This is a genomic window from Bacteroides congonensis (genome assembly GCF_900130125.1).
GTDB classification, from domain to species: Bacteria; Bacteroidota; Bacteroidia; order Bacteroidales; family Bacteroidaceae; genus Bacteroides; species Bacteroides congonensis.
Genome location: NZ_FQXY01000011.1, coordinates 863,578 through 880,115, shown reverse-complemented (window position 1 = coordinate 880,115; position 16,538 = coordinate 863,578). Strand labels below are relative to the sequence as shown.

General features: G+C 40.4%; 9 protein-coding genes and 1 other RNA gene. 1 reads left to right on the top strand and 9 read right to left on the bottom strand.

All coding sequences use genetic code 11. The features are described 5' to 3' along the window. Window positions 1-81: 81 nt before the first annotated feature. The 9 genes from BQ7997_RS20770 to ssrA all read right to left on the bottom strand — a co-directional run bounded on the left by BQ7997_RS20770 (window position 82) and on the right by ssrA (window position 13,522). Window positions 82-1,482, bottom strand: a complete 1,401-nt coding sequence (locus BQ7997_RS20770; protein WP_073347882.1) for an alpha-L-fucosidase — start codon at window positions 1,480-1,482, stop codon at window positions 82-84. Window positions 1,483-1,620: 138 nt separating this feature from the next. Next, window positions 1,621-2,985: a TlpA family protein disulfide reductase gene (locus BQ7997_RS20765; RefSeq protein WP_073347881.1), complete on the bottom strand. Its 1,365-nt coding sequence runs from the start codon at window positions 2,983-2,985 to the stop codon at window positions 1,621-1,623. A gap of 84 nt (window positions 2,986-3,069) precedes the next feature. Further along, a complete protein-coding gene (locus BQ7997_RS20760; protein WP_073347880.1) occupies window positions 3,070-4,980 on the bottom strand; it encodes a PKD-like family lipoprotein in 1,911 nt (636 codons plus the stop codon). A 33-nt stretch (window positions 4,981-5,013) separates the two neighbouring features. Then, window positions 5,014-5,889 (bottom strand): hypothetical protein, encoded by an 876-nt coding sequence (locus tag BQ7997_RS20755; protein WP_139260940.1) that lies wholly within the window; start codon window positions 5,887-5,889, stop codon window positions 5,014-5,016. Window positions 5,890-5,899: 10 nt separating this feature from the next. Further along, window positions 5,900-7,507 carry a RagB/SusD family nutrient uptake outer membrane protein gene (locus BQ7997_RS20750; RefSeq protein ID WP_073347878.1) on the bottom strand — a complete coding sequence of 536 codons (1,608 nt, stop codon included), beginning with the start codon at window positions 7,505-7,507 and terminating at the stop codon, window positions 5,900-5,902. A gap of 20 nt (window positions 7,508-7,527) precedes the next feature. After that, window positions 7,528-10,734: a SusC/RagA family TonB-linked outer membrane protein gene (locus BQ7997_RS20745; RefSeq protein ID WP_159436785.1), complete on the bottom strand. Its 3,207-nt coding sequence runs from the start codon at window positions 10,732-10,734 to the stop codon at window positions 7,528-7,530. A gap of 350 nt (window positions 10,735-11,084) precedes the next feature. Continuing rightward, entirely contained in the window at window positions 11,085-12,161 is a 1,077-nt protein-coding gene (locus tag BQ7997_RS20740) for a FecR family protein (protein ID WP_083589319.1), read from the bottom strand. Window positions 12,162-12,296: 135 nt separating this feature from the next. Next, window positions 12,297-12,965 (bottom strand): RNA polymerase sigma factor, encoded by a 669-nt coding sequence (locus BQ7997_RS20735; RefSeq protein WP_235817334.1) that lies wholly within the window; start codon window positions 12,963-12,965, stop codon window positions 12,297-12,299. A 160-nt stretch (window positions 12,966-13,125) separates the two neighbouring features. After that, window positions 13,126-13,522, bottom strand: a transfer-messenger RNA (tmRNA) gene (ssrA, locus tag BQ7997_RS20730). 154 nt (window positions 13,523-13,676) lie between these two features. On the opposite strand from ssrA, the gene BQ7997_RS20725 reads away from it, so the two are divergent. Then, a complete protein-coding gene (locus tag BQ7997_RS20725; protein ID WP_073347875.1) occupies window positions 13,677-16,517 on the top strand; it encodes a beta-glucosidase in 2,841 nt (946 codons plus the stop codon). The last annotated feature ends 21 nt before the right edge of the window (window positions 16,518-16,538 follow it).

Genomic DNA, 16,538 nt, shown 5'->3' with positions numbered 1-16,538 from the left:
GCATTTTGTGAAAAGGCTTCAATCCGAACTTCAAAACTACTGGATTCTACAATTACGTCAGTTCAACATAACGAACTCACGTTATTTACCGGAAATTTCCAATTGAAAGGCAAGTGGTTCCGTACTGCCTACATATTTATCAGGAACAGTAAGGATAACTTTATCATTATCTTTTGTCGTCCATTTCACTTTCTGACCGGAGGCTAGCAACTTAATCCGACTATTTTTTGCAGGGATATTCCCTTCCCATTCTATACTTGCAGGTATTTTTTCACCTTCCGGCAGAGCATAAAGCGCATACAGTGTTTTCCCGTTCTTGTTTGCAGTAAACCACACATTATTGGAATGGTAATTGGAAGTGATGCGAGTATTGTATATAGCCTCTCCATTTTTCTGCATCCAGCGCCCCACCTCGGCAAGACGTTCTACAGCAGGTTGTTCGATAATACCATCTGCGGTAGGCCCTACTCCGAGAAGTAGGCTACCACCTTTGGCAACTACCTCCATCAGCATGGAAATAACTTGATTGGGAGTTTTGTATTTGGCGTTCTTTACCCATCCCCAGTCTGTAGTCAAGGTAATACAACTTTCCCACGGAAAAGGAAGCTGCGTCTCGGGTATCGACCGCTCAGGAGTTTGATAGTTTTCATATCGACCGCTTATGGTACGGTCCACTATCAATATCCCGGGCTGCTTTTCTCGTGCCATGTTGGCTATTCGTGGAATATCAATATCCTGTTTGTTACGAATGGACACCCAACCGCCGTCCAACCAAAGGATATCTATCGGCCCATAACCGCTCATAAGTTCTTCGATCTGGTTATAAGTAAAGTTTTTGAAAGCTTCCCATTTTTCGGGATGGCGTTCAATCTTGTAGTTTACGTTTCTGTTGGGAGTTGCGAAATAATCCCACCAATAATCCTGGTTATGCCAATCCGGCTTGGAAAAGTAAGCACCCGTCATGAAACCCGCCTTATGAAAAGCGTTAAATACATGGCGGGCAACATCGGCTTTGAGATTCTCCTTAAAAGGACCTTTCGCGATGGAGAAATCTGTATATCGGCTGTCGAACATACAGAAACCGTCATGGTGTTTGGTAGTGAACACCATATATTTCATTCCCGCCTGTTTCATGATATCAGCCCATTGTGTGGGATCAAAATGGGTGGGATTGAACTGCCGGCTCAGTTCGTTCCAATACCAATTCTTGAATTCTTGGTAGTTGTTATGTCCATAGCGGCTGATCCAGTCTACATCTTCGGAACAGAGTGCCCACGATTCAACGATGCCGGGCACACTATACAGCCCCCAATGGAAGATAACTCCGAATTTCTGGTCTTGCCATTGGTCTAACTTTTTCAATACTAATGAGTCTGTAGGCCATTCATAGTTATGTGAGCGTTCATGCACGAAAAGCTCTTGACTCTTTGATTCTGTCAGACAAAATAATAAAATAATAAATGATATAAATTTGTTCTTCATATAATAGAATGTTTTTCAGAATTAAATCACCCTGTAAAGTTATGCTTTATCTGTGAAAATAGAAAGCAATTAATATACAATGTAAGTACATTCGGAGTTATCTTTTTATTAAACGAACTTCTTCATCATAGCCATAACTTACTTTTTAAGTGCATCATTCAGTACTGCCCTAATGTCCGGAGAAGATGGGCGGGGAGCATTGGCAGAAATCAGATTTCCATTCTTATCTACTAAAATGAAGCGCGGAATACCACTGATTTTATAAGGTTTCATCAACTTTTCAGAAGCTTCGTCGCCTGCAAATATCTGAATCCCCGGTAGCTTTTCCCGTACGAGAAACTCTTTCCATTTTTGCATGTCTTTGCCTTTGTCTACACTGACACCGATAAATACAATATTGGCATTGTTGTTATATTCAGCTTCCAGCTTCTTTAAGTGAGGCATTTCTTTTTGGCATGGACCGCACCACGTAGCCCACACATCCACATAAACTACTTTCCCTTTGAAATCAGACAGAGCATGAGGTTTTCCGTTCGCGTCTGCAAAAGTGAAATCTATCGCAGGATCTCCTTTGGTATTTTTTATGAGTGAGAATCTTTGCTCTTTGAGTCTCTGTCTTTGCTTGTCTGTCGTAAGGTATTTGCTATATAAATCGGCATATTGGTCAAATACGACCAGCACTTTCTTATTTTTGGCATACAATAAGACCAATTCGGCCCTGACTATCGGGTCTGCCGCATTCATCAGTTCTTCATTATCAATAATGCCGGCTTCGGGAGAAGCTGTAAGGTCATTCCCTGTTTTTATATTCTTGCTTTCTCCTGTCCATACCGGAAGAATTTTACTTCGCCCCACAAGTGACAAGCCATGTGGGTAATCCAAAACAAAAGGATCAGCCAACATCTTCTTTAAGTCTATTTTCCTGAAATAATCCGGGAAATCCTCTTTTCGGGGATGTGCCGTGCGAGGAGCAAATAAAAAGTTCATAGCAATATCAAGAAGATTCAACTCCCTATACTTGATGAATGTATTGTTAAACACCTTGTTCGGAGTGCTTATTTTATAATTCATCTCCTTTTCTGTTTTTTCGAGTAAAGGAAAGAAATCAAGGTATGTAGCACGCGAACGCTTCCGCATCTCTTTCAGAGGGGTGGTGAGTTGTTCCCAATTGGAAAGTTCCTTATTCTCCGGTGTATTTTTGCCTGTCAATTCATAACTTCCATCGGTTATCTTCACAGAAAGCTTATCACCCGGCTTAAAATAAAAGTTGTAATTATCAAGTATATAAAATCCTTCCTTAGCGGGATAAAAGGCTAAAATAAACCAACCGTTTTCATCCACCCTAGAGGATGCCACTTCTTTATAATTACTGTTTTCAATGGCAAATAATTTGATATTTTTAGATTTGCCTTTTTCCCAAACTCCTTCCACAGTGGAAGATATTTGTGCGCTCACTGAAAAAGTGAGCACAAAAAGTGCAAAACACAGAAGACTTCTTTTCATATTCAAAACATTTTATCTATTATATTATCATATATCGAATCCACATTCAATCGGATGCACCTGTATGCATCCTGTGCCTTAGCCTTAAATGAGTGGATCGGGTTGCGAATCATTAACTGTCGGAGTGATTAATCCACCCTTATATACCACATCTATCACTTCGCCTACTCCAGTGAAAACATTGGTCTTCTCATTTTCCGTTCCGGCTAAAGGAAGCAAGCGAGGCACCAGATCGTTTTCCGTATAATTAAATTGGAAAAACTCCATTTTGCCATTTTTACCCTTGGGCAAGTTAGGATTCACTGTGCCGACAATTACTGTTCCATATTTTGATCCTCGTGATTGTTGTATTTTCAACCAGTATGAGGAATTCATACTTCCAAGATTATGGTCATCTACAGATTTCATGCAAGTAACCTCTGTATATCCGTCTTTTGTGAATTTGCCGGTTACATCTTCATAGCTGCCCTTGCCCCCGGCATCCCAAAAGCCATCGCCTTTCCCTTGAGGCAGCAACTGGTTGTTTACTGTCAATCCCTGCAATTTAAATTTGTAAATGGTATTGTCATCTGTTACACAGTATAGGGTCAATGCTCTCTTAAACCAGATTTTAATATTCTTATTCGTCAACACAGAGGGGAAATAAAACCTGCTGAATCCGGCTGTTGTCACCCCGTTATTGTCTGTTCTGAACAGCACACCCCGATAGTCCCCTTGGGAACCTTGGAAAATAGCAAAATTATCTTGTACTACCGAGTGAGAGGTGCTACTATAAGTCCGGCTCCGGATGTCATCAGCCAAATATACCAATTTCTCGTGAGGGTCTGCCACTTCCGCGTCAGTGAACATCATTTTATCATTAAGTTCAGTTTTGATATCCTGTGTGTAAAAGATATCGTTACGTTTATCAGGCTTATTAAACTTATGAAAGACAAATTTCTTATCAGTCTCATTGTACAAGACGCTGACACCGTTAGTATTGTTTGCATTCATAGCAACGAACGGAGCCGGTTTGTAATGCTTCGTTTCGATTATTTGTCCTTCATCATTATATACAAGCATACGGTTGATCGGTTGATCGATATAATACCAGGAACCACTCGTGTTTTGAAAATACCAGTCGTCGTTATACAGGAAATAAGCACGCGTCTGGATTCCTGCCGTATTGGGACCTCTCGCCACTATTTTTTTGGCTACTACATTCTGATTGGCCAACGGAGACCATGGCTCTATTATGGATGAAATGGAATATTTGTCATCATATGAATAATCACCGGGAGCAAGCCGGGTTGTAATTTTGTCCGTCAATACATAAAATGCGTAATTATCCCGCCCTACTTCGGGTGCTGTGATGTCCCATAACGCTTCGATACCATAAGGTTCGGCCGAAAGGTCCAGATTCTTGATACTGCTGAATAAATCAGTCACTAAATGATATTTCAATTCATTCTTAGCTACTACATCAACATCAAATCCGTTTTCTTTTTTACATAGAGCCACATATCCGTATTTTGCACGGGAATGTACGCTGACCCTGAACATCCATATTCTCTTGACTCCGGTTTGGTTATTGACTGCTTCAAAAGTGAATGAATAGACTCCCGATTGAGATGTGGTTTCCATACCCCATTCTTCCGCCATAGGGTGCATAAAATCTTTCTCTTCAGAAATAACTTGAGCGTCTTCTGGTTTGGTCTTACCTCGCAGATAACCATACCATTTGAATGAATAATCCGCCTCATCGTCTGATATGAAAGCTAATTCCGGTATTAATACCAGATTGTCGCCCGCTTCTACAGTAACATTGTAAAACTCCTCGTTTTCTCCTATGCTGATATAATCACCGATGGCATCTTTCACCTTAAACTCTGCTATGTCAATATCATTAATTTCCGAATAATCATAACTCCCTTTGTCTTCATTGCATGAAAAGAGACACAGGAGCACACTCAACAGAAGTACACTCGTATTGAATAGATTAAATTTCTTTTCCATATTACTTCTTATTTATTTATCTACCTTAAACTTTTAATTTACTGCCGGTGTATGAAGTGTATTCCACCAAACTCCCCATTGAATGGGTTCCGGATATTTATCTTCATTATCTTGTAAATAGAATTGCACCAATGCTTTCCATCTGGCGAATATTTTTGTTCCACCAAATCTGTTGTTGAATATCCTTTCGGCTTTCTTGTAAATCTCCTTATCGGGCTGTGCATCCAGTTCTTCTTGGGTATACTCTAAAGAAGCAAGTGACAGTCCGGTAGCTGCCAGAAATATTTCTAGTTTCTGAGGGGTATATTCTCCCAGATAAGCCTTCATTCCGACTCTTGAACTTTCATGATAGAATTCTTCCCACATGCGTGGCGGAACATTTATTGAAGAAAAATAAAAGACTCTGAATTCCGTACTATTTTTGATCTCTTTATCTCTATTTCCTTTTTGCCTGTTATAATCTGTAAGGAACATATCATTTTCCAGTAGTTTAAGGTAGGCAATCAGTGTATCCCCATTGTTTTTCAATTTGCCGGAATTCAATAGTTGTACTTGAACGATACCTTTACTTGCTCCCGCTGCTACAAATGCCTGCTTGATTATAAAATCGGCTCCTTTTTTTGCCATATATTTTTTTCCATCGGCAATGACTGTGTCTTTAAGCTGCACATTGATAGGACGGTCGATATCGGCAATCCCCCCCAATAATGAGATTTCAATATCAACAATAGAGTCTTCTTTAAATTCAACGGTATTCATCTCTTTTAAATTCACATACATAGAATCTACTTTACCATTATCTCCGTGTTTAAAGTAGACCCGATCCTGCACAGAATAGCTTACCACCTGTTCATGTTCGCATGCAATCAAAAAGGCAGCCAATAAACTTAATACTATATATTTCTTCATAATCATGCATCTAAATGTTAGTTTCTATAATCGGTATGTCTATGATGTACGCTTTTTCTTTATCCTGAATTTGCAACATTGAATTTGCGGTATTCGAATCACAGAATGTATTCTGTTGTCGCCTTTTGTTGAAGAAAAACAATTGTCCTTCCCCGGCAAATTCACAGTAATATTCTTTCCGGATAAAATCCATTAAAGCATTTTTAATTTCGGGATCACTGGTATCGATTGGGTTGTTGGTATGACCGAAACGATAGATTTCATTGACCATTCTGCGTTCCATATGTTCATTGAACATTGCTACGGCATCATCGTAAAGCCCGGCTTCAACTTTAGCTTCGGCAATAATATAAAACATCTCTGCCAAACGGATAAGGGGCTGTTGATATGCTTTCGATTGTGTTGTTGAGTTTGCCGGCTCTTTAAAGCGTTTTTGGACAAAGACCTTGGTTACTCCACTCCCTTCGCCAAATATGTTGGTACCTGTCCCTACGTCAGTTCCGTTATTTTCCGTCCAGCACTCTCTTCTGAAATCACCGAGTGCCACATCCGGATTATCATGCCCGGAAGGTTTGGCAAACATATAATTATTCAGCATCTGTTGGGAAACAAAATACCCGCTTAAAACTTTTGACCCATAGTAACGGCTATTTCCGTCTGTGTACATATTTAAGTAGTGGATTCCAAATATCACTTCTGAAAAGAATGTATAGTCAGCTTCACGCAAAGCTGTATGCCATTGGAATGGTTTTCCTTCTCCTACCGCCTTAAGTACTTCTTCGGCAGCCGCAGCCGCTTCTTCGGTATTACCCATATATTGCAATACTCTGGCCTTAAGCGCAAATACGGCATAGTAGTTCATCCTGCGGTTTCTATTCATATAAAAATCATCGATTACCAAATCCGCCGTGACAGCATCAGGATTGGTTAATATAGGATCTGATTTTTCCAACAGGCTTTCTGCTGTCCGAATATCTTTCAGCAGTTTCTTAAAGAAGTTCTCTGTGGTTTCTTCCCGTAAAGAATACAATTTATTGACTATTTCTTCTGATTTGTCAGTAAAATCCAAATCATTATAAGGCAACCGCTCTTCCTGCAAGTTTTTCGGTTCATAAGTTTTGCCGAAGATTCTGAATAAATCAAAATGAATATATGCGCGGATTGCATAAGCTTCTCCTAAAAGAATATTCTTTTTGTCCGTATCTATCGGAAGATTCATCTCTGCGATTGATTTAAAGTAATTGTTTATTCTGAAAGACAACGTGTATCCACTTTTCCATATAGCGCTGAAAACAGATTCGATATTGGCTTCTGTGTATCTGTGGTTGCTCAATTCTTCAATCATCGTAGCCGCATTTTCAGAGGTATTGATTCCCCTGTCATTATAAACAAAACGATTGGCCATAGCTTCGATAGCGGTCTGACTTAAATAAGCACCGTACAAATTGGAAGACATCATTTCACGGTAAAAACCATTCAGTACTCTCTCCGTACCTTCGAGCGTAGTAAACTGGGTCTTTTCTGTCTCATTTCCCAATTGTGCTATATCAAGCCAATCGTTACAACTTGCAAACAGCATACCCAGCAATAGAATGAGATTATATTTGATTGCTTTCATTTTTCTTTCATTTGTTTAAATTAAAATCTTGCACTGATACCTGCCGAAAATGATCGTTGGAAAGGATAATCCAATCCACGTTCCTGCTTCATAGAACTTATCACGAATAACTCCTGCATGGAAAAATGGACTCTGAAATCTTTGAGATACAGTTTCTTGATCCACTTGTCTTTGGTGAAATCGTAGGAGATTTTAAAGCTTTCTCCCCGAAATTGATTGTCTTTTTGTATGAAACGGGATGAAACCGGCGTATTGGGAGTAGAACCTGCCACGATATTCTTAAATTGGGCAATGTCTCCGGGTTGTTTCCAGCGGTCATACAAGGCACGACGGTCTTGATTATATACCAAAGAGGTCTTTCCTATATTTTCCACTTTTTGATACAGAGCCCTGTTGAAGTTGTAAGCACCCAATTTGTAACGGAAGAACATAGAAACTTCCAATCTTTTATATGTGAAGCTTGTATTGAAGACTCCCTGAATATCCGGATTACTATTTGCAATAGGCACACGGTCGTCCGCATTATAAGTGAATGTAGGCTTACCATCTTTAGTTAAGAATATTTCATTTCCGGTGGCGGGATCAATTCCTAACGAACGTACCGCCCATAGGGTGGAAGGACTTTGTCCATCTTCATATTGGAGCAGTGAATTGATGTTCTGACTGGCGTTTGTTCCTTCTTCTTCAGAAGCTCTTTGATATGCCCGGTTCAGTTCTGCCAGTTTATTATCAAAATTGCCATACTTGGAAGATGTTGTCGAACCGGTTAATCCAACGCGTAGGAAAATCCGTTCTTTTGTATTTCGGATGATGTTATAATTGATTTTAAACTCCATTCCTTTCGTATCCAGAAAGCCTACGTTGATAGGAAGACTTCCCACACCAGTAGACGGGCGTTGTGCCAGACTAACTACCAAAGGATTTGTTTTTGTCTTATACACATCAAATGTAACATTCAAACGGTTGTTGATCGTTGTAAAGTTCAAGCCTGCCGAGAATTTCTTGGCAATCTGCCATTTCAGGTCGGGATTAGCATATTGGCTCAAATAAGAAGCCAAGCCGAAAACATCATTGCCGGGATAGTATTGGTAAACATCTTCATTTACATTACTTACATTCTGGTTACCGTTGATTCCATACGTCGTTCTAAGTTTGAATTCCTGCAACCATTTCCAACTTTCCGCAAAAGCTTCCTTGTGTATATTCCATCCCAATCCTACAGACCAGAAATCCTGAAATTTCTTGTTTTTCCCAAAAGAGTTTGCCCCGTCTAAATTGTAGTTGAAGTCAAAGAGGTAGCGATACTTATAATTGTAGTTGAATGCCAACAAGAAAGAAGCCGATCTGTTCTTTCTTATGTTATATCCGGGTTTGCCGTTTTCCGGATAACCGGTAGCATAACTTGGAATACCCATCACTCCTTCGGGAAAACCGGTCGCTGAGAAGTTCTTACCGTTTTTATTCATTTCTTCTATGGCAGCTCTTCCTATAAAAGTCAGGTTGTGTGACTTCAGAAACGATTGCCCGTAGCTGATGCTAGTATTGGCACGATATCCCCAGTCCGAATTGTACGAACTATTATAATTTCCTTTTTTCGTATAATCGGTTTGATCTCTATAATCACTGTGACGCGGATCTTTGAATGATTCCGAGTCCGCTTTGGTTGTAAAAAGACTTAACGATGCCTGCCATCTCCATTGATCGTTTATAAACCAGTCGAATGAGGTATTATTAGTTAAGTTGAAAGAACCGCTATTGTTATACCCAAAAAGCATCGCATTATAATAAGGGTTGACAGCAGAAGCTGAATGGGTATCGGTCTGACCGTTCATGATTTTAATCTCATCCAACATCATTGGAATGCTTCCGTCGTCATTTTGCATTCTAAAATACGGATTCGCATTGGCAAAGGACTGGAAAGAGCCCCAGTTACCGTTATCCGAATTGGTAATGCCCACGGTCAAGTTGTTGGCGATATTTACTCTACCGGTACGATAGCTTACCCGTACGTTTCCACCGAATGATTCACGGTCGGAGCCTTTCATGACTCCTTCTACTTTTCTGTAATTAACACCTATCTGGTATAAAATAGATTTGGAACCACCAGAGATATTTAAAGAGTGGTCATGTGTGAATGCAGTCCGTATGGGTACTTTAAGCCAATAAGTGTCTATGCCCTGTGCCAAGCGTACCAGATTATCATTATAAAGTTTGATATTGCTGCTGTTATTCAGGAAATCATTCAAATCTCCATAACGTCCGGCCAATGCTTCAAACTCTAGTTTTTCCTCTGCATTCATCATACTGTATGCACTGAGATCGGCTATTGCAAGTTGGAAATTTGCGCTATAATTGGCCATCAATTCACCTTCTTTAGGCTTTAAGGTTTCTACTACCACTACACCATTGGCACCTTTCGCACCGTAGATAGCGGTAGAACCGGCGTCTTTTAGTAAAGTAATGGATTCTATGCGGTTAATGTCCAAGTCATTAATGGTTTCAAGTGTAGTTTCAAACCCGTCCAAGATATACAAAGGCTGATTGGAGTTGGCACTGTAATCGTCGATGTCCGTTTTGAAGTCAACGGTAGTACCGCCGCGCATGGTGATTGTAGCCATGTTGTTAGGGTCTGAACCTGCCAGATTGTTATCCATTATTACAAAGGATGGATCTAGGGACTTTAATGCCTGAACCAGGTTTATACCACCTACGGATTTTAATTCCTCTTGACTGACAGTGGTATATGAGCCCGTAAAACCCAGTTTATTTCTTGAAATAATACCGGCATTTATCACAACTTCATCCAACATTGCATTAGGCTCCAAAGTAATACTATAATATGAAGTTCCTTTTTGGAGCTTTATTTCCTTAGTTGTCATACCAACGTATGAAACAACTAATATTCCCGGATCGTCAGCGGCAATCGTGAATTTCCCGTCCATGTTGGTAGCCGTACCGATTCCCATATTCTTTACTTGAACCGTCGCTCCAATAATCACTTCTCCTTTCTCATCCCTGACAAGCCCCTGGATCAGTTGTTTCTGTTTGGCTTGTTGCGGAACTGCTTTTTGTTCGCCTGCACTTTTTTTCAGAATAATCTGACGGTCATTTATCTCATAAGTGATAGCCGTTCCTTTCAGTACCTGCCCAAGAATTTGCTCCACACTCTGCTTCTCTACTTTTACAGATACTTTTTTAGATGTATCAAGTAGATCTGTACGATACATAAAAATAAATTCACTATGTTTTTCAATATACTGAAAAATCGCTTTAATAGAAGTTTGTTTAAATTCAAAAGTGAATTTTTGATTTTGTGCGTATAGGGAATTACTCGAATAGCTCCATACAGAAGTCAATAAGAATCCCAGTACAAACATAATTTTCGTTAATCGATTCATTATGATTGTGTTTTTCAACTTTATTTCCATAATTTTGTAAGATTGATATAATACCAGAATCTGGTGTTTTTCACTTGATCCGGGCAATATTTGCGGTATTGCCCGGATTTTTAATTAAACAAAGTTTTCATGTTATCATATGTATTCCTTTTTTAAGATTAAACATTCAGTTTCAGATTTTATTGTACAATTGTCTCTAGAGGCTTTAACATATAAACGTTCTCCTGTTTTGAAAAAGAGAATCTCCCTGTAACGGATATTCTTTTCAGTGCTTCATCTATTCCACATTCCAAGTCTATTTTACCCGCTATTTTTATATCCGAAATCTTATCCGTACAATGAATATCAACTCCATAATATCTGCTCAATTTTGCCAGGATTACATCCAACGGATCATTATTCAAAGACAATATACCTTTAGTCCAAAGTGTATATTCTTCTGCATCTACCGAAGATTTTTCAATCAATCCGTCAGATAAAATTACGGCTTTGTCATCAGGAGAAAGAGACATCTCTTTACCCGATTTGCTTTTCACATTTACTTTGCCACGCAGTAAGACCACTTCTGCATTTTCGAATGTGTTACTATAAGCCTTTATATCAAAAGCAGTTCCCAATACCTGTACTTCAAATTGTGCCGTTTTCACAATAAAAGGAGCAGACTCATCCCGTTTTACATCAATAAAAATCTCCCCATCTACAAAGATTTCACGCTTTTTTTTCTCAAAAAGCTTGGGATAAATCACTTTTGTACCTGCATTAATATGCAAACTAGAACCGTCAGCAAGAATCAAACGGGTATATTTACCTTTAGGAACAATTATCTGGTCGTATAGGTCTTCCGTAGTATTCTTAGTAACCTTTTCTTTATCCACACTCACAATTCCATCTTGTGAATAAGCTACCGTAGCTCCTTTCTTCACATGAAGAACTTCTTCCTGAGAGACAATTAAACGGATATCCTCTCCTTCTATAGTTTCATTTGACATTTGGGCTGCTATTATGGAAATATCCGGCTTATCATTTAAAGAACACCATTCACCCCCCACCCATATACAGCCAACAAATGCAGCAGCAGAAGCTAATGTTACAAGTATATATTTCTTTTTCCTTCTTTGTTTTTTCTTTTCAATGCCTTCTTTAATTTTGCCCCATATCTCAGCCATTTCCTCTTGAGAAGGAGTTTCATTCTGCATTTTGAAATAATTTATAAGATTGCGTATAGTGTTTCTGATATCCATTCTATTATATTTCATTTTTATCCTCTTTTATAATTAGAATGGCATTAAAAGAAAAACCTACTCACTATTCGAGCATTTTTTTCAAAGAAAGTTTAGGAGAAGTGCAGTCGTTTTTATATTCATCTAATAATCAAGCTGATATAATCACTGCTATTTTATAGATAATACTATTTTTATAAGGAACAATTGACATACACCTAACGCACATGCATCTTGAACCATTAAACTACGTAATTTCGCCAAGGCCCGACTGGATAAGTTCATTGATGATTGTATATTCATATTCATGACATCGGCAATCTCTCTATACGAAAGGTCTTCCACATAACGTAAATAAAGAACTGTCTTTTGATTTGGAGATAACTGCGAAATAGCCTCTAATAGACGGTGAGCTAACCATACATCACGATCATTTTTAGGAAATAGCTGGTCAAACAGGTCTTCATTGACCGGAATATGGAAAACTGAATTATCCAATGAATCGGCCGCTTTATCTGACATTAATTTATAAGTAAGATTATTCCTTAAGGCCCTTAACAAATAAGAACGAACTGTTACGCTAGTAACATTGATACGAGTATTCTGATATAAATTTATAAAAAGGTCTTGAATACAGTCTTTTACCAATTCCCTGTCTGTGCTACACCTCAAGCCATAATTCAACAGAAGAAGATAATATCTTTGATAAAGTATCTCCAAAGCCTTTTGATCACCTTTTATCAAAAGATCCCACAGAACTTTATCATCCATTTTATTAGAGGCGGTCATGCTTTCGTTGTTTTTAATTGTAATGCGTTGCAAATATATTCCAATATTCAAAAACAAAAAACTTTTTTATTATAATTAATCATGATAGCTTTAGAATTCCGACAATCATCAGTACTTTAAATAGTTGGGAGAGTAAAAGAGGGGGCATTAAAAAAAGAAAAGTTCCTGAATTATTAAAATTCAGGAACTTATCAAACCTATTATTTAGACTTTGTGGAGCTGGAGGGAATCGAACCCTCGTCCAAACGAGGAAATCATAAGCTTTCTACATGCTTATCTTTGCCTAAATTTTCGTGCAGGAACAGAACCAAAGCCATCAATTCCTGCCTTATCCTCTAAAGTTTCATCAAAAGTGCGAGACCGCCTTTGACTATCCCCGATGTGACTGCACCACTGAACCGGAATGCTTCGGAGCAACAGCTTCCGAGTGATGTCTCGTCCTGGCACCTAGTACCTGGATTAAGCTAATCTACTGTGATTCGATTAAGCAGCAAGAGCGTAATTAGTTTCGCCAGATAAAATTTTGATAACTGAGATTTAAGTGGAAATTACCGACCCACTGCATGCTTACCTACCATTTCTGCCCGCTGTCAAATCCAGTCAACCCCAAATTATCATTCGTACAGAATAGCGATTGTCCAGAACGCTTTCCAAGGGTACAAAGATAGGAAATGTTTTCGAAATTACGAAAAGACGTTAGCAAATATTATATCAAAGCACTATCTTTACGGGGTAAATTTATTCTTAACACAAAAAAATATTATGAAGAAACTTTTACTTACCAGCTTATTTCTAGGAAGTTGTGCACTCCTCCCGGCACAGAAAACGACTAGAATACCTGATGTTTATAAACCCGTCCGTACGGAAATGTACAAGAAAGGATGGATAGATTTCAATAAGAATGGCGTTAAAGATACTTATGAAGACCCGACAGCACCTATCGATGCACGTATAGAAGATTTGCTCAGCCGGATGACATTGGAAGAGAAAACCTGCCAGATGGTGACTCTATACGGATATAAACGGGTGTTGAAAGATGATTTGCCTACTCCCGAATGGAAAAGCCTACTCTGGAAAGACGGCATCGGTGCCATCGACGAACATCTGAACGGCTTCCAACAATGGGGGCTTCCACCGTCGGACAACGAATATGTATGGCCGGCTTCCAAACATGCCTGGGCGCTGAATGAAGTACAACGTTTCTTCGTTGAAGAAACACGGCTCGGGATTCCTACAGACTTTACGAACGAGGGAATTCGCGGAGTGGAGAGTTATAAGGCTACCAATTTTCCGACCCAACTGGGATTGGGACATACATGGAACCGGCAACTTATTCACCAGGTAGGAATGATTACCGGACGTGAAGCCCGCATGCTGGGATATACTAATGTATATGCCCCGATACTCGATGTAGGACGCGACCAGCGGTGGGGACGCTATGAAGAAGTATATGGGGAATCTCCTTATCTGGTTGCGGAATTAGGAATAGAAATGGTGAAAGGCATGCAGCACAATCACCAGGTAGCAGCTACCGGAAAGCATTTCATCGCTTATAGCAACAACAAAGGAGCACGCGAAGGAATGGCTCGTGTAGACCCGCAGATGTCACCGCGCGAAGTGGAGATGCTTCATGCCTATCCTTTTAAAAGGGTTATCCGCGAAGCGGGATTGCTCGGTGTGATGAGCTCTTATAACGACTATGACGGCTTTCCGATTCAGAGCAGCTATTACTGGCTGACTACCCGCTTGCGCGGTGAAATGGGATTCCGTGGGTATGTGGTTTCGGACAGTGATGCTGTAGAATATCTTTATACCAAACACGGGACTGCCAAAGATATGAAAGAAGCTGTTCGCCAAAGTGTGGAAGCCGGACTGAATGTGCGTTGTACGTTCCGCTCGCCGGATTCGTATGTATTGCCGTTGAGGGAGCTGGTGAAAGAAGGCGGATTGAGCGAAGAAGTCATCAATGACCGTGTACGTGATATTCTGAGAGTGAAGTTCCTTGTCGGCTTGTTCGATAATCCTTATCAGACTGATTTGAAAGGAGCGGATGAAGAAGTAGAAAAGAAAGAAAACGAGGAAGTCGCTCTGCAAGCCTCCCGCGAATCTATCGTACTCTTGAAAAACGATAAGAATGTGTTGCCACTGGATGCTTCAAGTATCCGAAAGATAGCAGTCTGCGGGCCGAATGCGGATGAACGTTCGTATGCGCTGACTCATTACGGTCCTTTGGCAGTAGAGGTTACTTCTGTTCTAAAAGGTATTCAGGAAAAGATGAAAGGCAAAGCGGATGTACTTTATACGAAAGGCTGCGACCTGGTAGATGCCAACTGGCCGGAATCCGAATTGATTGACTATCCTCTGACGGATGAAGAACAAAAAGAAATAGATAAAGCTGTCAGTCAGGCAAAACAGGCAGATGTAACTGTCGTAGTGTTAGGTGGTGGACAACGCACGTGCGGGGAAAACAAATCCCGCAGCAGTCTCGACTTACCCGGCCGCCAACTCGATTTACTAAAAGCGGTAGTGGCTACCGGCAAGCCTGTCGTGCTGGTTCTTATCAACGGACGTCCCTTATCTATCAATTGGGCGGACAAGTTTGTCCCGGCTATTCTTGAAGCATGGTATCCGGGGTCTAAAGGTGGGATAGCAGTAGCAGATATACTCTTTGGAGATTATAATCCCGGTGGTAAACTGACTGTCACTTTCCCCAAAACCGTAGGTCAAATACCCTTCAACTTCCCTTGCAAACCCTCTTCCCAGATTGACGGCGGCAAGAATCCAGGAGCGGACGGCAATATGTCTCGCGCCAACAGTGCATTATATCCTTTCGGATACGGGCTAAGTTATACCACTTTCGAATATTCCGACTTGAAAATCTCTCCGGCCATTATCACTCCCAACCAAAAGACTTATGTCTCTTGTAAAGTGACCAATACCGGAAAACGGGCAGGAGACGAAGTAGTGCAACTGTATGTGCGTGATGTACTGAGCAGCGTCACTACTTATGAGAAGAACCTCGCCGGATTTGAACGGGTACATCTGAAACCGGGCGAGACAAAAGAAATCACTTTCCCCGTCGACCGCAAGGCACTGGAGTTATTGAATGCCGATATGCATTGGGTAGTAGAACCGGGTGATTTCACATTCATGCTAGGAGCCTCTTCTACGGATATTCGCCTGAACGGAACGCTGACTGTTGTTGAACCGGGGCAAACACCGGCCGCAGATACGAGCAAAGACAGTAGTCCTGTCAGCGCCAGCACCAACGCAGAAACAGCCGATAAGGTAATTGATAATAATTTAACTACGTCCTGGGAAGGCAATAAAGGAGATTACATTACCTTTGCCTTGCAGAACGGAGCTAAAATAGACGGGGTATCCATTGCCTTCTCCCGCGAGAACGGACTGGAGACAGACTTCGAGATACAACTATCCGGTGGCGGCGGGCAATTCCTCACTGTATATTCCGGCACTGTGAAAGAGTACAACAAACTGTTGGACTTCCGTTTCCAAGGTACTACCGCCAGCGATTTACGCATTGTATTAGGTAGTGACCGGGTAGGGATAGCAGAGGTAAAACTACCTCAATTAAAGAAGTAAAAATCAATACAAGAACCATCC

Excerpts from the sequence above, each read along its gene's own strand:
- BQ7997_RS20770 (WP_073347882.1), bottom strand. The coding sequence starts at position 1,482 with ATGAAGAACAAATTTATATCATTTATTATTTTATTATTTTGTCTGACA.
- BQ7997_RS20765 (WP_073347881.1), bottom strand. The coding sequence starts at position 2,985 with ATGAAAAGAAGTCTTCTGTGTTTTGCACTTTTTGTGCTCACTTTTTCA.
- BQ7997_RS20760 (WP_073347880.1), bottom strand. The coding sequence starts at position 4,980 with ATGGAAAAGAAATTTAATCTATTCAATACGAGTGTACTTCTGTTGAGT.
- BQ7997_RS20755 (WP_139260940.1), bottom strand. The coding sequence starts at position 5,889 with ATGAAGAAATATATAGTATTAAGTTTATTGGCTGCCTTTTTGATTGCA.
- BQ7997_RS20750 (WP_073347878.1), bottom strand. The coding sequence starts at position 7,507 with ATGAAAGCAATCAAATATAATCTCATTCTATTGCTGGGTATGCTGTTT.
- BQ7997_RS20745 (WP_159436785.1), bottom strand. The coding sequence starts at position 10,734 with ATGTATCGTACAGATCTACTTGATACATCTAAAAAAGTATCTGTAAAA.
- BQ7997_RS20740 (WP_083589319.1), bottom strand. The coding sequence starts at position 12,161 with ATGAAATATAATAGAATGGATATCAGAAACACTATACGCAATCTTATA.
- BQ7997_RS20725 (WP_073347875.1), top strand. The coding sequence starts at position 13,677 with ATGAAGAAACTTTTACTTACCAGCTTATTTCTAGGAAGTTGTGCACTC.